Below are 13,162 nucleotides of genomic sequence, written 5' to 3' on the forward strand. Positions count from 1 at the left end.
AGGCGCAGCGGGCTATGACGCGGACGAGCCCGCGAAGCAGCTGCGGTACTCGCTCGGTGTCGTGTGCATATGCCGGACGAAGTGGTAGCGGTAGGTCACGGCGGATTCGAAGCCGACGCGTGCGGCGATCTGCTCCACCGACAGGGCAGAGCCTTCGAGCAGCGGCAGGCTGGCCTGAACCCGCTGCTCGATCAGCCATTTGATCGGCGTACTTCCGGTGGCCTTTGCGAACTGCCGCAGGAAATTGCGTCGAGACATCGCGCTCTGAGCCGCCATGTCGTCAAGGGAGATCGCCGTGTCGAGATGTTCCAGCGCCCACGCCATGGCAGAGGCGATCCGGCCGTCGGAAGACGGTTCGGGAACCGGTGTCTCTATGTACTGCGCCTGGCCGCCGGCCCGGTGAGGCGCGATGACCAGCCGCCTCGCTACGTCGTTGGCGACGGCCACACCGTGGTCGGACCGCACGATGTGCAGGCAGAGGTCCAGGCCGGCGGCGCAGCCGGCGCTGGTGAGCACGCGCCCGTTGTCGACGTAGAGGGGCGCGCGGTCGATCTCGATGTTCGGATAGCGCTGCGCCAGGGTGTCGGCATACAGCCAGTGCGTGGTCGCCGACCGGCCGTCGAGCACGCCCGCTTCGGCCAATGCGAATGCGCCGGAACAGATGGAGACCAGGCGCGCGCCCCGCTGGTCCGCGGCGTGCAGCGCCGCGACGAGCTGCGGTGACACGGGCGCGTCGATATCACCCACGCTGGGGATGATGACGGTATCGGCGTCCGCCAGCTCGGCGAGCCCGTAGGACAGCCGCACCGTCGCACCGCCGAGGAGGCGCACCTCGGGCGCCTCGCCGCACAGCCGGACCGCGTACCACGGCTCGGCGATGCCCGCGGAGAACCTCTCGTTGAGTTCGGTGATTCCGAAGATCTCGGCGGCCAGGCCCGACTCGAATCCGGTCATGCCGTCGTAGGCCAAGATCGCAACGGTGTGCATGGCGCTATCTTAGCGAATAGCGGCACCCGGGCCACTGTTGGCGGGGATGCCTCCGCCGCAGGATTGGGATCATGTTCTACAAACGACCGCCCCGCCTTCGCGACCATCGGCTCTTCCGCCTATTTCGAGAGTTCGTCGCCGGTATCCACGCGGGTCACGGCGTCGCGCACGGCGTCACGCCCGCGCCCACGTCGTCCGCCCGAAGCTGTCGGGGCCCGTCTCTACGCTGAGTCCATGCCTCTGTCCGAGAGAGATCGAGAACAGTTCCTCGCCGAACCGCACGTCGCGGCGCTGTCGGTGTCCGCTGGTGACGGGCGCGCTCCGCTGACCGTGCCGATCTGGTACCAGTACCGTCCCGGCGGCGAGGTCTGGATCCTGACGGGCACCGACTCCCGCAAAGCCGAACTCATCGCGGCCGCGGGGCGGTTCTCGCTGATGGTCGACCGTACCGAACCGACGACGCGCTACGTCACCGTTGAGGGCCCCGTGGTCAGGACCGAGCCCGGCACGGATGCGCAGATGGCCGAACTCGCCCATCGATACCTGCCGGCTGATGCCGCCGAACGCTATCTGGAGTTCGCGCGCCGCAACCTGGGCGACCACGTCGCCGTAGTCATGCAGCCTCGGCACTGGCTTTCGGCGGACATGGGGTCGTTCTAGAGATCAACGAAGAATCCCCCGGAGCTGTTGCGGCTCCGGGGGATTCGACTCGTTATGCCTAGCTGGTCAGCGACGCCGGCGGGGTGAACCGCTCGCCGTACTTGGCGGCCAACTCCTTGGCGCGAGCGACGAACGCCTCCTTGCCGACACCGCCAGCACCCTGGTAGCCGACGATGAACTGCGCCGACCCACCCGTGTAGGGCGGGTAGCCGATGCCCATGATCGAGCCGATGTTCGCATCGGCAGTCGAGGTCAGCACGCCCTCGTCGAGACACTTCTGCGTCTCGAGTGCCTCGGCGAACAGCATCCGGTCGATCATGTCCTGCAACGGGATATCGGCCTTGCCTGCACCGAACGTGTCGGCCAGTCCGGGCCACAAGCCCGCCCGCTTTCCGTCGACATACTCATAGAAGCCGGCGCCCTTGAGCCGCGACGGACGACCGATCTCGATCATCTTGTTGACGACCTCTTCGCCCGGGTGCGCCTCGTAGGTGCCGCCGGCCGCCTCGGTCGCCTTGCGCGTCTCGTTGGCGATCTTCTGCATGAGCTCCAGGTTGAGCTCATCGGAGAGCTGCAGCGGGGCTGCCGGGTACCCGGCCTGCGAACCGGCCTGCTCGATGCTCGCCGCAGAAACACCCTCACCCAGCATCGCCAGCGCCTCGTTGACGAAGGTGCCGATCACGCGCGAGGTGAAGAAGCCGCGGCTGTCGTTGACCACGATCGGGGTCTTGCCGATGGCCAGCGTGTAGTCGAACACCCGGGCCAGCGCCTCGTCAGAGGTCTTCTCGCCCTTGATGATCTCCACCAGCGGCATCTTGTCCACGGGTGAGAAGAAGTGGATGCCGATGAAGTCCTCCTGACGCTTCACCCCGGTCGCGAGACCGGTGATGGGCAGCGTGGAGGTGTTGGAACCCAGCAGCGCGTTGGGCTCGACGATGTCCTCGATCTCCTGGAACACCTTGTGCTTGAGGTCCTGGTTCTCGAAGACGGCCTCGATCACGAAGTCGACGCCCTTGAGGTCGGCCGCATCGGCGGTCGGGGTGATCCGCGCCAGCAGCGCGTCAGAGCGCTCCTTGGTGGTGCGGCCACGCTCGAGCGCCTTGGCTTCGATCTTCTCGGAGTAGTTCTTGCCCTTGTCGGCCGCTTCCTGCGACACGTCCTTGAGCACGACCTCGTAGCCGGCCTTGGCCGAGACATAGGCGATGCCCGCGCCCATCATGCCCGCGCCCAGGACACCGATCTTGCGGATCTCCTGCTTGGCGATGCCGTCGGGCCGCGAGGCGCCGCCATTGATGGCCTGCAAGTCGAGGAAGAACGCCTGGATCATGTTCTTGGCGGTCTGACCGGTCACCAACGAGACGAAGTAGCGGCTCTCGATGCGGGTGGCGGTGTCGAAGTCGACCTGTGCACCCTCGACGGCCGCGTCCAGGATGGCGCGCGGCGCCGGCATCGGCGCACCCTTGAGCTGCTTCTTGAGCAGGGCCGGGAACGACGGCAGGATCGCGGCGAGTGCGGGATGCGACGGCGTGCCGCCGGGCATCTTGTAGCCCTTCTGATCCCACGGCTGGGTATGAGCCTCAGGATTGGCCTTGATCCATGCCTTGGCGGCCGGCACCAATTCCTCGATGCTGCCGACCAATTCGTCGACCAGGCCGACGTCCTTGGCCTTGCCGGGCTTGAAACGCGTTCCCTGCGAGAGGATCTCCATGAACGCCTTCTGAATGCCGAACATCCGCACCGTGCGGGCCACGCCACCACCACCGGGCAGCAGGCCCAGGGTGACCTCGGGCAGGCCGATGACGACGCCCTTGGTGTCGGCGGCGATCCGGTGGTGGCAGGCCAGCGCGATCTCCAGGCCGCCGCCGAGTGCGGCGCCGTTGATCGCGGCGACCACGGGCACTCCAAGGGTCTCGAGCCGGCGCAGGTCGGCCTTGATGAACTCGACCTCGGCGAACGACTCCGCGGCATTCTCCGGGCCGACCTTCATCATGCCCTTGAGATCACCGCCGGCGAAGAACGTCTTCTTTGCACTGGCGATCACCACGCCGGTGATCGAATCCTTCTCCTGCACAAGACGCTCCACGGCGTTGTGCATGGACTCCTTGTAGTGCTCGTTCATCACGTTGGCCGAACCGGTGGGATCGTCCAGCGTCAGGGTGACGATGCCGTCGGCATCCTTGTCCCACTGAATGGTGTTCTCTGCCATGGTTGTTCAGGCCTTCCTAGACTCGCTCGATGATGGTGGCCACGCCCATGCCGCCGCCGATGCACAGCGTGATCAGTGCACGCCGCGCGCCGCGGCGCTCGAGCTCGTCGACCATGGTTCCGGTGATCATGGCGCCGGTGGCGCCCAGCGGGTGACCCATCGCGATGGCGCCACCGTTGACGTTCAGCTTTTCGTCGGGGATGTTGAGGTCCTTCTGGAACTTCAGCACCACCGAGGCGAACGCCTCGTTCAGCTCGAACAGGTCGATGTCGTCGACCGTCAGGCCCGCGCGGTCGAGCACCTTCTTGGTGGCCGGCGTCGGGCCGGTCAGCATGATCACGGGGTCCGCTCCGCTGGTGGCGGTGGCGACCACGCGCGCCCGCGGGGTCAGCCCCTGGGCCTTGCCCGCGGCCTCGGAGCCGATGAGCACCAGCGCGGCGCCGTCGACGATGCCCGAGCTGTTGCCGCCGGTGTGGACATGGTTGATCTTCTCGACGTAGTGGTACTTCTGCAGCGCGACATCGTCGAAGCCGCCCATCGCGCCCAGGTCCGCGAAGGCAGGCCTGAGCTTGCCCAGGCTCTCCAGGGTGGTGCCGGGCCGCATGTGCTCGTCGTGGTCGAGCACGACCAGACCGTTCTGATCCTTGACCGGAACCACGGACTTGGCGAAGTAGCCCCCCGACCACGCGGCCGCGGCACGCTCCTGCGACCGCGCGGCGTAGGCGTCGACGTCCTCGCGGGAGAAGCCCTCGATGGTGGCGATCAGATCGGCACCGATGCCCTGCGGCACGAAGCCGATGCGGTAGTTGGTCTCGGGATCGCCCGCCCAGGCGCCGCCGTCAGACCCCATGGGCACGCGGCTCATCGACTCGACGCCGCCGGCCAACACCAGGTCGTCCCATCCGGACCGCACCTTCTGGGCGCCCAGGTTGACAGCCTCGAGGCCCGAGGCGCAGAAGCGGTTGAGCTGGAACCCGCCGGTGGTCTCCGGCAGGCCCGCCACCAGGCCGGCAGTGCGCGCGATGTCGCCGCCCTGGTCGCCGACCGGGGAGACGACGCCGAGGATCAGGTCGCTGATCAGGTTCTCGTCGAGGTCGGGGTAGCGCGTGCGGATCTCGTCGATCAGGCCGACGACGAGGTTGACGGGCTTGATCTCGTTCAGCGATCCGCCGCGCTGCTTGCCGCGCGGGGTACGAATCGCCTCATAGATGAAGGCTTCTTCGGACATGTGGTCTCCAGGTCCTGTTCAAATCGGAATCCGCGGCGCATCCATGACGGACGCCGCGGGGAGGCTGCTCCTCTTGCGGCATGCTAGCAGCCTCGCCCAACCGCTTGGTTGGGCCCTGGAGTGAGGGGTCACCACCCCCGGCCGAGCAGACGCGAACTCGTGCCATCTGGGCCTAGATGGCACGAGTTCGCGTCTGCTCGCGGGAAGGGGGTTAGTCGGGGGTGCCTTCGGTGTCGTCGAAGAAGGACCACTCGCCGTCGTGTTCGACTTCCATGCGCCACCCCAACTCGGAGTTGTCCGCTTTCTGGTCGACGAACCAGGCGTGCGCGTCCTCCGCGCTTTCGATGTCCTTCGTGTCGACGACGTCACCCTTGGGGTTGAGCACACGATAGGTAGCCATAGCGGCCTGATTCCCTCACCCGCCGTGTTCACACCTACGCCGACTGGGACGTCACCAATTCGTCCAGGGTGGGGTAGTCGATGTAGCCGGCCGGCCCGGGGGCGTAGAACGTCGCGACGTCGGGCTCGTTGAGCTCTGCTCCCGACTCCAGACGCGTCACCAGGTCGGGGTTCGCCAGGAACGCACGCCCCACGGCGGCAGCGCTGATCACGCCCCACGCGGCGAGGTTTTCCAGCGTCGCGAAATCGGTCTCGACCGTGCGCGGCGTGTTCAGCACCAGGGTGCCCTCCCACTGCGTCCGCAGGGCCGCGAAGGGATCGGAGGACGGCAGGGTGACGAGGTGCAGGTAACCGATGTTCAGCGACTTGATCCGGCACAGCAACGCCTCGTAGGCGCTGATCTGGTCGATCTCCGACATGTCGCCGGCGGTGTTTCCCGGAGAGATCCGCAACCCCACGCGGTCGGCGCCGATCTCGTCGGCAACGGCCTCCACGACCTCGGCGGTGAAGCGAGCCCTGTTCTGCGCGGACCCACCGTAGGCGTCGGTGCGCTGGTTCACCACATCAGAGAGAAACTCGTGCAGCAGATAGCCGTTGGCGGAATGGATTTCGACGCCGTCCATACCGGCGTCCACGGCGCGGCGAGCAGCAGAGCGGAACTGCCCGACGATCGAGGTGATCTCGTCGACCGTCAGCGCCCGCGGGACCGGCAGCGGCTTCTTGCCGGTGGGCGTGTGGGTCACCATGTCGGCGGCGATCGGCGACGGCGCCACCGCTTCGAAGCCGCTGATCTCCGGATGGGCCATCCGACCGACGTGCCAGAGCTGGACGAACATCTTCCCGCCCGCGCGATGTACGGCCGACGCGATCTCCGACCACCGGTCCTGCTGACGGTCGGTGTAGATGCCCGGCGTGTTCAGGTAGGCACCGTTGGCCTGCTCGCAGACCGCGGTGGCCTCGCTGATGATCAAACCGGCCTGCGCCCGCTGCGCGTAGTACTCCGCAGCCAGCGCCGACGGCGTGCCATCGGCATCGGCGCGCGATCTGGTCAACGGCGCCATGAAGATTCGGTTCTCGGTGGAGAGGCCGCCGATCTGAAGGGGCTTACGCAGCGCCGCATCCGCGCCGAGGGTGATCGTCATGCTGGTCTACAGCGCACCCGGAGTCGGATCCATTCCCGCCGTCATCGTCGATGATGGTCAGATGACGAATACACAGGGTTGGCCGGCACTGGTGGTGGCGGATTGGCAGGACACCCGGGACACAGTTCATCTGTGGACCCAGATCGTCGGAAAAGTGAAGTTGGCAGCCACACCGATCGTGAACCACTGGTGGAACGTGGCCCTCTACGTCGATGCGCGCGGACTGACCACGTCGCTGATGAGCTGGAAACAGAAGGCGTTCGACATCAGTTTCGATTTCGTCGAGCACGCGCTGCACATCCGCCTGACCGACGGCACGTCGCGGTCCATGGCGCTGCACCCGAGGTCGGTTGCCGACTTCTATGCGGAGTTTCGCCGCCACCTCGACGATCTGGGGCTGGACGTCCCGATCGCTCCGACGCCGGTGGAACTCCCGGAGGTCATCCCCTTCGCCGAGGACACCGCGCACGCCAGCTACGACCCGGCCGCGATGACCAACTTCTGGACCTCGCTGGTCAGCGCCGATCGCGTGATGACGGAGTTCCGGGCCGATTTCACCGGTAAGACCAGCCCGGTCCACTTCTTCTGGGGCGCTTTCGATCTCGCCGTCACCCGGTTCTCCGGACGGCAGGCGCCGCCGCACCCGGGCGGCGTTCCCAACTGTCCTGACTGGGTGATGACGGAGGCCTACAACGCCGAGGTGTCCAGCGCCGGTTACTGGCCGGGCGGCGCCGAGGAGGGTGCGTTCTACTCGTATGCCTATCCGCAGCCCGATGGTTACGCCGAAGCCGACCTCGGCGTCGAGGGCGCCTACTTCGACTCCGCACTCGGCGAGTTCGTGCTGCCGTATCGGACCGTGCGCACGGCGGACGATCCCGCAGCATTGCTCCGCAGCTTTCTCGATGCCACGGCCTCAGTGGCCCGCGACTTGGCTGCGTGGCCCGAGCAACCGATCGCCCCACCCCGTCATCTCTGACGCCGTCTCCGCCCAAACCGACGTTTGGGCGGATAAAGCCGAGACGAGCTCGCCATTTCGTCGATCTCGGCGCACGTCGGGCACGCACGCGGAGCACGCCATGGAGCACGCCACGAAGTACGCCGAGGCGGCGCTCAACTCCGCTGACCCGCATGGCAACTGACTCAGACGCTGGGTGAGCAACTAGCCTCGGGAGAATGACGGTTGAGCGGCTGCGCCCGTACGCGGTGACGATCTTCGCCGAGATGTCGGCGCGTGCCGCCGAACTCGGGGCGGTCAACCTCGGTCAGGGGTTCCCCGACGAAGCCGGGCCCGAGGACATGCTCGCGGCGGCGGAGAAGGCGATCGCCGACGGCGACAACCAGTACCCGCCTGGCCTGGGGATCGCACCACTGCGGCAGGCCATCGCCGATCAGCGCCTGCGACGCTACGGAACCTCCTACGACCCCGACACCGAGGTGCTGGTCACCGTCGGCGCCACCGAGGCGATCGCCGCGTCGATCCTCGGTCTCGTCGAACCAGGCTCCGAGGTACTGCTGATCGAACCCTTCTACGACTCCTACTCCCCCGTCATCGCGATGGCGGGATGCCACCGGCGCGCGATACCGATGCGCCGCGACGGCGGACGCTTCACCATCGACGTGGCGGCGCTGCGCGCGGCCATCACCCCGAAAACTGCTGCCATCATTGTGAATTCGCCGCACAACCCGACCGGCGCAGTGGCCGGTGACGACGAGCTGAAGGCTCTGGCCGAACTCGCCGTCGACGCCGACCTGCTGGTGATCACCGACGAGGTCTACGAGCACCTCGTCTTCGACGGCCGCAGACACCGTCCCCTCGCCGGCTACCCGGGCATGGCAGAGCGCACCATCACGATCTCGAGCGCCGGCAAGATGTTCAACGTCACTGGCTGGAAGATCGGGTGGGCATGCGGGCCGAGCCATCTGATCGCGGGACTGCGGGCGGCCAAGCAGTACCTGAGCTATGTGGGCGGGGCGCCGTTCCAGCCCGCCGTCGCCTCGGCGCTCGACAGCGGCGACGAGTGGGTGGATGCCCTGTGTCGCTCGTTCGAGGCCCGACGTGACCGGCTGGCCGAAGCGCTGCGCGAGATCGGCTTCGACGTGTTCGACAGCTTCGGGACCTACTTCCTGACCGCCGACCCGCGACCGCTGGGCTTCGACGACGGCAGGGCGTTCTGCACCGAGCTGATCGAGCGGGTGGGGGTGGCGGCCATTCCGATGTCGGCGTTCTGCGATCCGGCCGCGTCCCATGCCGGCGACTGGAAGCCGCTGGTCCGGTTCGCGTTCTGTAAACGCGATCAGACGCTCGACGAGGCGATCCGCCGGCTGGGCGCGCTGCGTTCCTAGCGCGCGCCGGCCATCACCCGCTGGCGCAGGTTCTCCAGCGCGACGTCGAGGACCAGTCGCTTGGCCCGCTTGACCAGGAACGCCGGATAGGGCGCCGCGAGATCGAGGATCAGGTCGAAGCGCACCCGCGTGCGTTCCTCACCTTCCTGCACCAGGTTGTATTCGCCGTGCTGGCAGCGCTGCCGCGACGTCTGCTGCGCGTCCCACACCACCCAGTCGTCGCCCCAGTGGTACTCCAGCAACTCTTTGTCACTCATCCCCATGATCTTCACCGTCGCCTTGACGTGGTGGGGCCGGCCGTCGGGGTGACGGTCGATGACTTCTGCGGCCTTGTGCAGCGACGACCAGGACGCGACGGCCTCGATGTCGGCCAACGCGTCGAGGATGACCTCGGGCGGCGCCTCGATCACCACCTCGCTGGAAGCACGGACTGCCATGCGGCAAAGCATAACCGCCGTCCCGAACATGTGCAGGAGATTGTCCAGCTAATTTTATGACGGTTCTTAATATGGCGCGGACCGCCACGTTTGTGCCCGCTCGCGGCGGGCAATGCACGCTGCCATGAGCGCTGCGCCCGACACCGGGCCCGACCCTGCCCACACCGAGGCCCACCTCGACTCACCGGGCGGCGGGGAGAGCGCGCTCACGGTGGTCGTCGCACTCGCCGCGAACTTCGCCGTCGCCATCGCCAAGACCGTCGCTGCGGTCATCTCCGGATCGGCCTCGATGACCGCCGAAGCGACCCACTCGTGGGCCGACACCGCGAATCAGTGCTTCCTGATCATCGCCAACCGGCGCAGTTCCCGCCCGCCGGACGGCGAGCGGCCGCTGGGTTACGGGCGCGAGGCCTATGTCTGGTCGCTGCTTGCCGCGGTGGGGCTCTTCGTCGTCGGCGGCACGTTGTCGGTGTGGCACGGCATCACCGAGATCGTGCATGGGGAATCAGGCCCGGAGAACTATCTGGTGGCCTACATCGTGCTCGGCGTCGCATTCGTCCTCGAGGGTTCGTCGCTGCTGCAGGCGTTCCGCCAATTGCGCTCGGAAGCCAGCGTCTACGACAGGGGGCTGCTCTCTCACGTGCTCGACACGTCGGATCCGACCACGCGTGCGGTGTTCGCCGAGGACACCGCGGCTCTCATCGGGATCCTGATCGCGTTGGCCGGCATCGGCCTGCACCAGCTCACCGGCAACGCGATCTGGGATGCGATCGGTTCCATCCTGGTCGGCCTGCTGCTCGGCGTCGTCGCAGTGATCCTCATCGATCGAAACCGCCGCTTCCTCGTCGGCGAATCAGCCAGCCCGCGGTTGCGTCAGGCCGCGATCGCCCAGATCGAGCGGATGCCGGAGGTGGCCTCCGTGCGCTTCATCCGGCTGGTGTTCGTCGGACCCAAACAGCTGTTCCTGGTGGCCAGCGTCGACTTGGTGGGCGACGCCGCGGAATCGCGGATCGCCGAGACGCTGCGAGATCTGGAGAACAGGTTGCAGGCGGAGCCGACCATCGTCGACGCCGTGTTGACGATCGCCGAGCCCGATGCGCTCGACCGGCTCGCCTAACCGTTGAGGACCTTGAGCACCTGCTTGCGCAGCCCCTCGGTTGCCGTCTCGACGCCGCCTTTGATCGCGCGTTTCACGATGAAGCCGGGCAGCGGAACCGACAGGTCGACCGCGATGTCGAAACGCACCCGCGTCTTGTCGCCGTCCGGGGTCAGCGTGTAGCTGGCGTCCTGCGCCTTGAGCTGGCCCGCCGACACGAGCGTCCAGCTGACTTCGTTGTCACTCCAGGTGTATTCGACGATCTGCTCGTCGGTCAGCCCGGCAGCCTTGACCACCATCTTCACCTGTTTGGGCCTGCCGTCGTCGAACCGCTCCAGCACTTCGGCCTTCTCGTACTGCGGCGACCACGTCGGGGTCGCTTCGACGTCGGCGATGACGTCGAGGATCTGTTCCGGCGTTGCTTCGATCACGACTTCGCGCGAATCCTTGGTGGCCACGGGGGGAACCCTAGAACACCGAAGCTGATGTTCGGTCGAGATCACCGGAGCAGGCCCGTAGGCTCGTCGACTGTGAGCAGTGACATCGACCCCGCGGCGCCGCCCAGCGGTACCGGATGCGTCGAGTGCGACGCCGCAGGCGGCTGGTGGGTGCATCTGCGACGGTGTGCAGCGTGCGGCCACATCGGCTGCTGCGACGACTCGCCGCAGCGGCACGCATCCGCGCACTGGCGCGCGAGCGGCCATCCGATCATCCGGTCCTTCGAACCGGGCGAAGACTGGTTCTGGGACTACTCGTCTCAGGCCTACTACGACGGACCCGAGCTCGCGGCGCCGCAGAGTCGGCCCGTCGACGAGACGGTGCCGGGTCCGCGAGGACGTGTCCCCGCGGATTGGATGGCGCAGCTGGAGGCGCGCCGCGAGTGAATGGAATGCCCGCGCCGGGGTAGTCCTGGCAGGTGAGCACAGATCCCCGCACCACTGATACAGACGCCGGCGCCGACGAGGCAGACGACGACGTGATGAGCGACCCGTCCAAGGGCGCGGACGACGACCGCGTCGACTGGTCCGACGAAGGCGGCGCGACGTCCGGCGGCCCGGCACCGGCCACGTAGGTCAGCGCCGGGCGAGTACCTCCTGCGCGGCGTTGTAGCCCGGGATGAACGTGATACCGGGCCCGCCATGGCAACCGGCACCGGCGAGGTACAGGCCGTCGGTCGGAAGCGGTTGATCCACGTGACCTTTCGGCCCCGGCCGGTTCGGCCCCATCTGCTCGGGGTGGATCAGGCCGTGGCAGTAGTCCCCGCCGGGCGCGCCGAACATCGTGCCCATGTGTTTGGGCGTGAACGTGGTGTGACGCAGGATGAGCTCTTCGAAATTGGGCGCGAGCCGGGTGATCTTCTCGATTACTCGCTGGCCCATCTCGGTCTTGCGGTCGCCGTAGCTCGCGGTTTCCTCGGTGAGGGGGAACCACAGCGAAAACGCAGATGCCGCATGCTTGCCCGGCGGCGCCAGGGTGGGGTCGTTGGCCGAGGGAATCTGCAGTGCGATGGCCGGATCGGCAGGGACGACGCCACGTCTGGCGTCCTCCCACTGCCGCTGCAGTTCCTCAGGGGTGCTGAAAATGCCGATGGCCGATTGATACTCGGGGTCGTTGAGGACCTCGTAGGGCGCTGCGAATTCGAGTGGTCCGTCCAGCGCGAAGTGCATCTGGAGATAGCTGCCGCGGTGGTCGATGCGGGCGTATCGCTCCCTGATGTCGGCGGGCACCACGGCGGGGTCGAGGAGTCCGTTGACGGTCAGGTCGGGGGCGAGGGTGGAGACGACGACGGGAGCGGTGAGCGTCGAGCCGTCCTCCAGGCGAACGCCGCCCGCGCGCCCGTCCGCGGTCAGCACCTCGGCGACCTTGCTCCGCAACCGGAGTTCGCCACCTGCGTCGGTGAACATCGCCAGGAGATGCTCGGTGACGGCGCCCATGCCGCCGCGGAACTTCTTGATCAGCGTGGCGTTCTCGTCGGGCACCGCCAGCCCGAACGCCAGGGCCGCAGCGCTGCCCGGTGTCTCGGGACCTCGGAAGGTGGTGTTGACGGCCAGGAAGGCCAGCATGCCGCGCAATGCCCCGTGCTTCTCCCGGTCCGGCAGGTGGCGGTCGAGGACGTCGCTGACCGATCCGAACAGCATGTCGCTGATCGCCTGGCGCTCGAATTCACTTGTCGCACAGGCATACATCTCATCCAGTGTTTTCGGCGAGTGCGACGCATCGAAGCGCCCCAGGGCCCGCGTCGGCGCCTGACACCACGCCATCAGACCGGCCATTCCGTTGACGGCCTCGGCGCCGTGTACCTCGTTGAGGTGGGTCAGCAGCCTCATCGGATCGGTGTAGTAGATGACCGGGTCGTCGCCGACCCCGCGCAGTTGCACGCTCATCACGTCGAGGTCGACGGTGGGCAGAGAGTCGAGCCCCAGCGCCTCGCTGACGACGGCGGAGGTGGGCACCTGTACCGAACCGGCGATCTCGAACCGGAAACCATCGAAGAGCTCCACAGTCGAGGCCATACCGCCGGCGTAGAGCTTGGCTTCCAGACAGAGCGTGCGCAGGCCGGCCCGTTGCAGCAGTGCGGCGGCGGTCAAGCCGTTGTGCCCCGCGCCGACGACGATCACGTCGAAGTCCGTCATCGCCTGAGGCTGACACGCACCCTCAGGTTTT

The 13,162-nt window shown here is 67.1% G+C and carries 14 protein-coding genes; 6 read left to right on the forward strand and 8 right to left on the reverse strand.

Annotated features, from left to right (window positions below; all coding sequences use genetic code 11):
• Positions 1–12 precede the first annotated feature (12 nt).
• On the reverse strand, positions 13–987 hold the full coding sequence (locus ACZY1G_RS08330; protein WP_463822100.1) for a helix-turn-helix domain-containing protein: 975 nt from the start codon (positions 985–987) through the stop codon (positions 13–15).
• Positions 988–1,221: 234 nt separating this feature from the next.
• Between ACZY1G_RS08330 and ACZY1G_RS08335 the strand changes: the two genes are divergently transcribed.
• Entirely contained in the window at positions 1,222–1,647 is a 426-nt protein-coding gene (locus tag ACZY1G_RS08335) for a pyridoxamine 5'-phosphate oxidase family protein (protein WP_463815076.1), read from the forward strand.
• 58 nt (positions 1,648–1,705) lie between these two features.
• Here ACZY1G_RS08335 and ACZY1G_RS08340 read toward each other — a convergent pair whose 3' ends face one another.
• From ACZY1G_RS08340 to ACZY1G_RS08355, 4 genes are all read right to left on the reverse strand, one after another.
• A complete protein-coding gene (locus ACZY1G_RS08340) occupies positions 1,706–3,853 on the reverse strand; it encodes a 3-hydroxyacyl-CoA dehydrogenase NAD-binding domain-containing protein (protein ID WP_463822101.1) in 2,148 nt (715 codons plus the stop codon).
• Between the two features lie 16 nt (positions 3,854–3,869).
• Positions 3,870–5,081, reverse strand: a complete 1,212-nt coding sequence (locus ACZY1G_RS08345) for an acetyl-CoA C-acetyltransferase (RefSeq protein WP_463822102.1) — start codon at positions 5,079–5,081, stop codon at positions 3,870–3,872.
• Between the two features lie 211 nt (positions 5,082–5,292).
• Positions 5,293–5,481, reverse strand: a complete 189-nt coding sequence (locus ACZY1G_RS08350; RefSeq protein WP_463815073.1) for a hypothetical protein — start codon at positions 5,479–5,481, stop codon at positions 5,293–5,295.
• A gap of 34 nt (positions 5,482–5,515) precedes the next feature.
• Positions 5,516–6,622: an alkene reductase gene (locus ACZY1G_RS08355; protein ID WP_463822103.1), complete on the reverse strand. Its 1,107-nt coding sequence runs from the start codon at positions 6,620–6,622 to the stop codon at positions 5,516–5,518.
• Between the two features lie 61 nt (positions 6,623–6,683).
• On the opposite strand from ACZY1G_RS08355, the gene ACZY1G_RS08360 reads away from it, so the two are divergent.
• Both ACZY1G_RS08360 and ACZY1G_RS08365 read left to right on the forward strand, forming a co-directional pair.
• A complete protein-coding gene (locus ACZY1G_RS08360) occupies positions 6,684–7,598 on the forward strand; it encodes a DUF5996 family protein (protein WP_463822239.1) in 915 nt (304 codons plus the stop codon).
• Positions 7,599–7,795: 197 nt separating this feature from the next.
• On the forward strand, positions 7,796–8,965 hold the full coding sequence (locus ACZY1G_RS08365; protein WP_463822104.1) for a pyridoxal phosphate-dependent aminotransferase: 1,170 nt from the start codon (positions 7,796–7,798) through the stop codon (positions 8,963–8,965).
• Here ACZY1G_RS08365 and ACZY1G_RS08370 read toward each other — a convergent pair.
• Entirely contained in the window at positions 8,962–9,402 is a 441-nt protein-coding gene (locus ACZY1G_RS08370; protein ID WP_463815070.1) for an SRPBCC family protein, read from the reverse strand. The two genes, ACZY1G_RS08365 and ACZY1G_RS08370, sit on opposite strands and share 4 nt — an antisense overlap.
• A gap of 124 nt (positions 9,403–9,526) precedes the next feature.
• Here ACZY1G_RS08370 and ACZY1G_RS08375 point away from each other — a divergent pair, with 124 nt between their 5' ends.
• Positions 9,527–10,519: a cation diffusion facilitator family transporter gene (locus tag ACZY1G_RS08375; protein ID WP_463822105.1), complete on the forward strand. Its 993-nt coding sequence runs from the start codon at positions 9,527–9,529 to the stop codon at positions 10,517–10,519.
• On the opposite strand, the gene ACZY1G_RS08380 is transcribed toward ACZY1G_RS08375, so the two are convergent.
• Positions 10,516–10,956 (reverse strand): SRPBCC family protein, encoded by a 441-nt coding sequence (locus ACZY1G_RS08380; RefSeq protein ID WP_463822106.1) that lies wholly within the window; start codon positions 10,954–10,956, stop codon positions 10,516–10,518. The genes ACZY1G_RS08375 and ACZY1G_RS08380 overlap by 4 nt on opposite strands.
• Before the next feature lie 72 nt (positions 10,957–11,028).
• Here ACZY1G_RS08380 and ACZY1G_RS08385 point away from each other — a divergent pair, with 72 nt between their 5' ends.
• Positions 11,029–11,382 (forward strand): UBP-type zinc finger domain-containing protein, encoded by a 354-nt coding sequence (locus ACZY1G_RS08385; RefSeq protein WP_463822107.1) that lies wholly within the window; start codon positions 11,029–11,031, stop codon positions 11,380–11,382.
• 32 nt (positions 11,383–11,414) lie between these two features.
• The gene (locus ACZY1G_RS08390) at positions 11,415–11,570 is read left to right on the forward strand and encodes a hypothetical protein (protein ID WP_335332902.1); all 156 of its coding nucleotides are present in this window, start codon (positions 11,415–11,417) and stop codon (positions 11,568–11,570) included.
• Between the two features lies 1 nt (position 11,571).
• Here the strand turns inward: ACZY1G_RS08390 and ACZY1G_RS08395 are convergent, their stop codons facing one another.
• Positions 11,572–13,131: a phytoene desaturase family protein gene (locus tag ACZY1G_RS08395; RefSeq protein ID WP_463822108.1), complete on the reverse strand. Its 1,560-nt coding sequence runs from the start codon at positions 13,129–13,131 to the stop codon at positions 11,572–11,574.
• Positions 13,132–13,162 lie beyond the last annotated feature (31 nt).

The organism is Mycobacterium sp. IDUB_5 (assembly GCF_055419565.1).

Coding starts and splice junctions, on each gene's coding strand:
- ACZY1G_RS08330 (WP_463822100.1), bottom strand. CDS start 987: ATGCACACCGTTGCGATCTTGGCCTACGACGGCATGACCGGATTCGAG.
- ACZY1G_RS08335 (WP_463815076.1), top strand. CDS start 1,222: ATGCCTCTGTCCGAGAGAGATCGAGAACAGTTCCTCGCCGAACCGCAC.
- ACZY1G_RS08340 (WP_463822101.1), bottom strand. CDS start 3,853: ATGGCAGAGAACACCATTCAGTGGGACAAGGATGCCGACGGCATCGTC.
- ACZY1G_RS08345 (WP_463822102.1), bottom strand. CDS start 5,081: ATGTCCGAAGAAGCCTTCATCTATGAGGCGATTCGTACCCCGCGCGGC.
- ACZY1G_RS08350 (WP_463815073.1), bottom strand. CDS start 5,481: ATGGCTACCTATCGTGTGCTCAACCCCAAGGGTGACGTCGTCGACACG.
- ACZY1G_RS08355 (WP_463822103.1), bottom strand. CDS start 6,622: ATGACGATCACCCTCGGCGCGGATGCGGCGCTGCGTAAGCCCCTTCAG.
- ACZY1G_RS08360 (WP_463822239.1), top strand. CDS start 6,684: ATGACGAATACACAGGGTTGGCCGGCACTGGTGGTGGCGGATTGGCAG.
- ACZY1G_RS08365 (WP_463822104.1), top strand. CDS start 7,796: ATGACGGTTGAGCGGCTGCGCCCGTACGCGGTGACGATCTTCGCCGAG.
- ACZY1G_RS08370 (WP_463815070.1), bottom strand. CDS start 9,402: ATGGCAGTCCGTGCTTCCAGCGAGGTGGTGATCGAGGCGCCGCCCGAG.
- ACZY1G_RS08375 (WP_463822105.1), top strand. CDS start 9,527: ATGAGCGCTGCGCCCGACACCGGGCCCGACCCTGCCCACACCGAGGCC.
- ACZY1G_RS08395 (WP_463822108.1), bottom strand. CDS start 13,131: ATGACGGACTTCGACGTGATCGTCGTCGGCGCGGGGCACAACGGCTTG.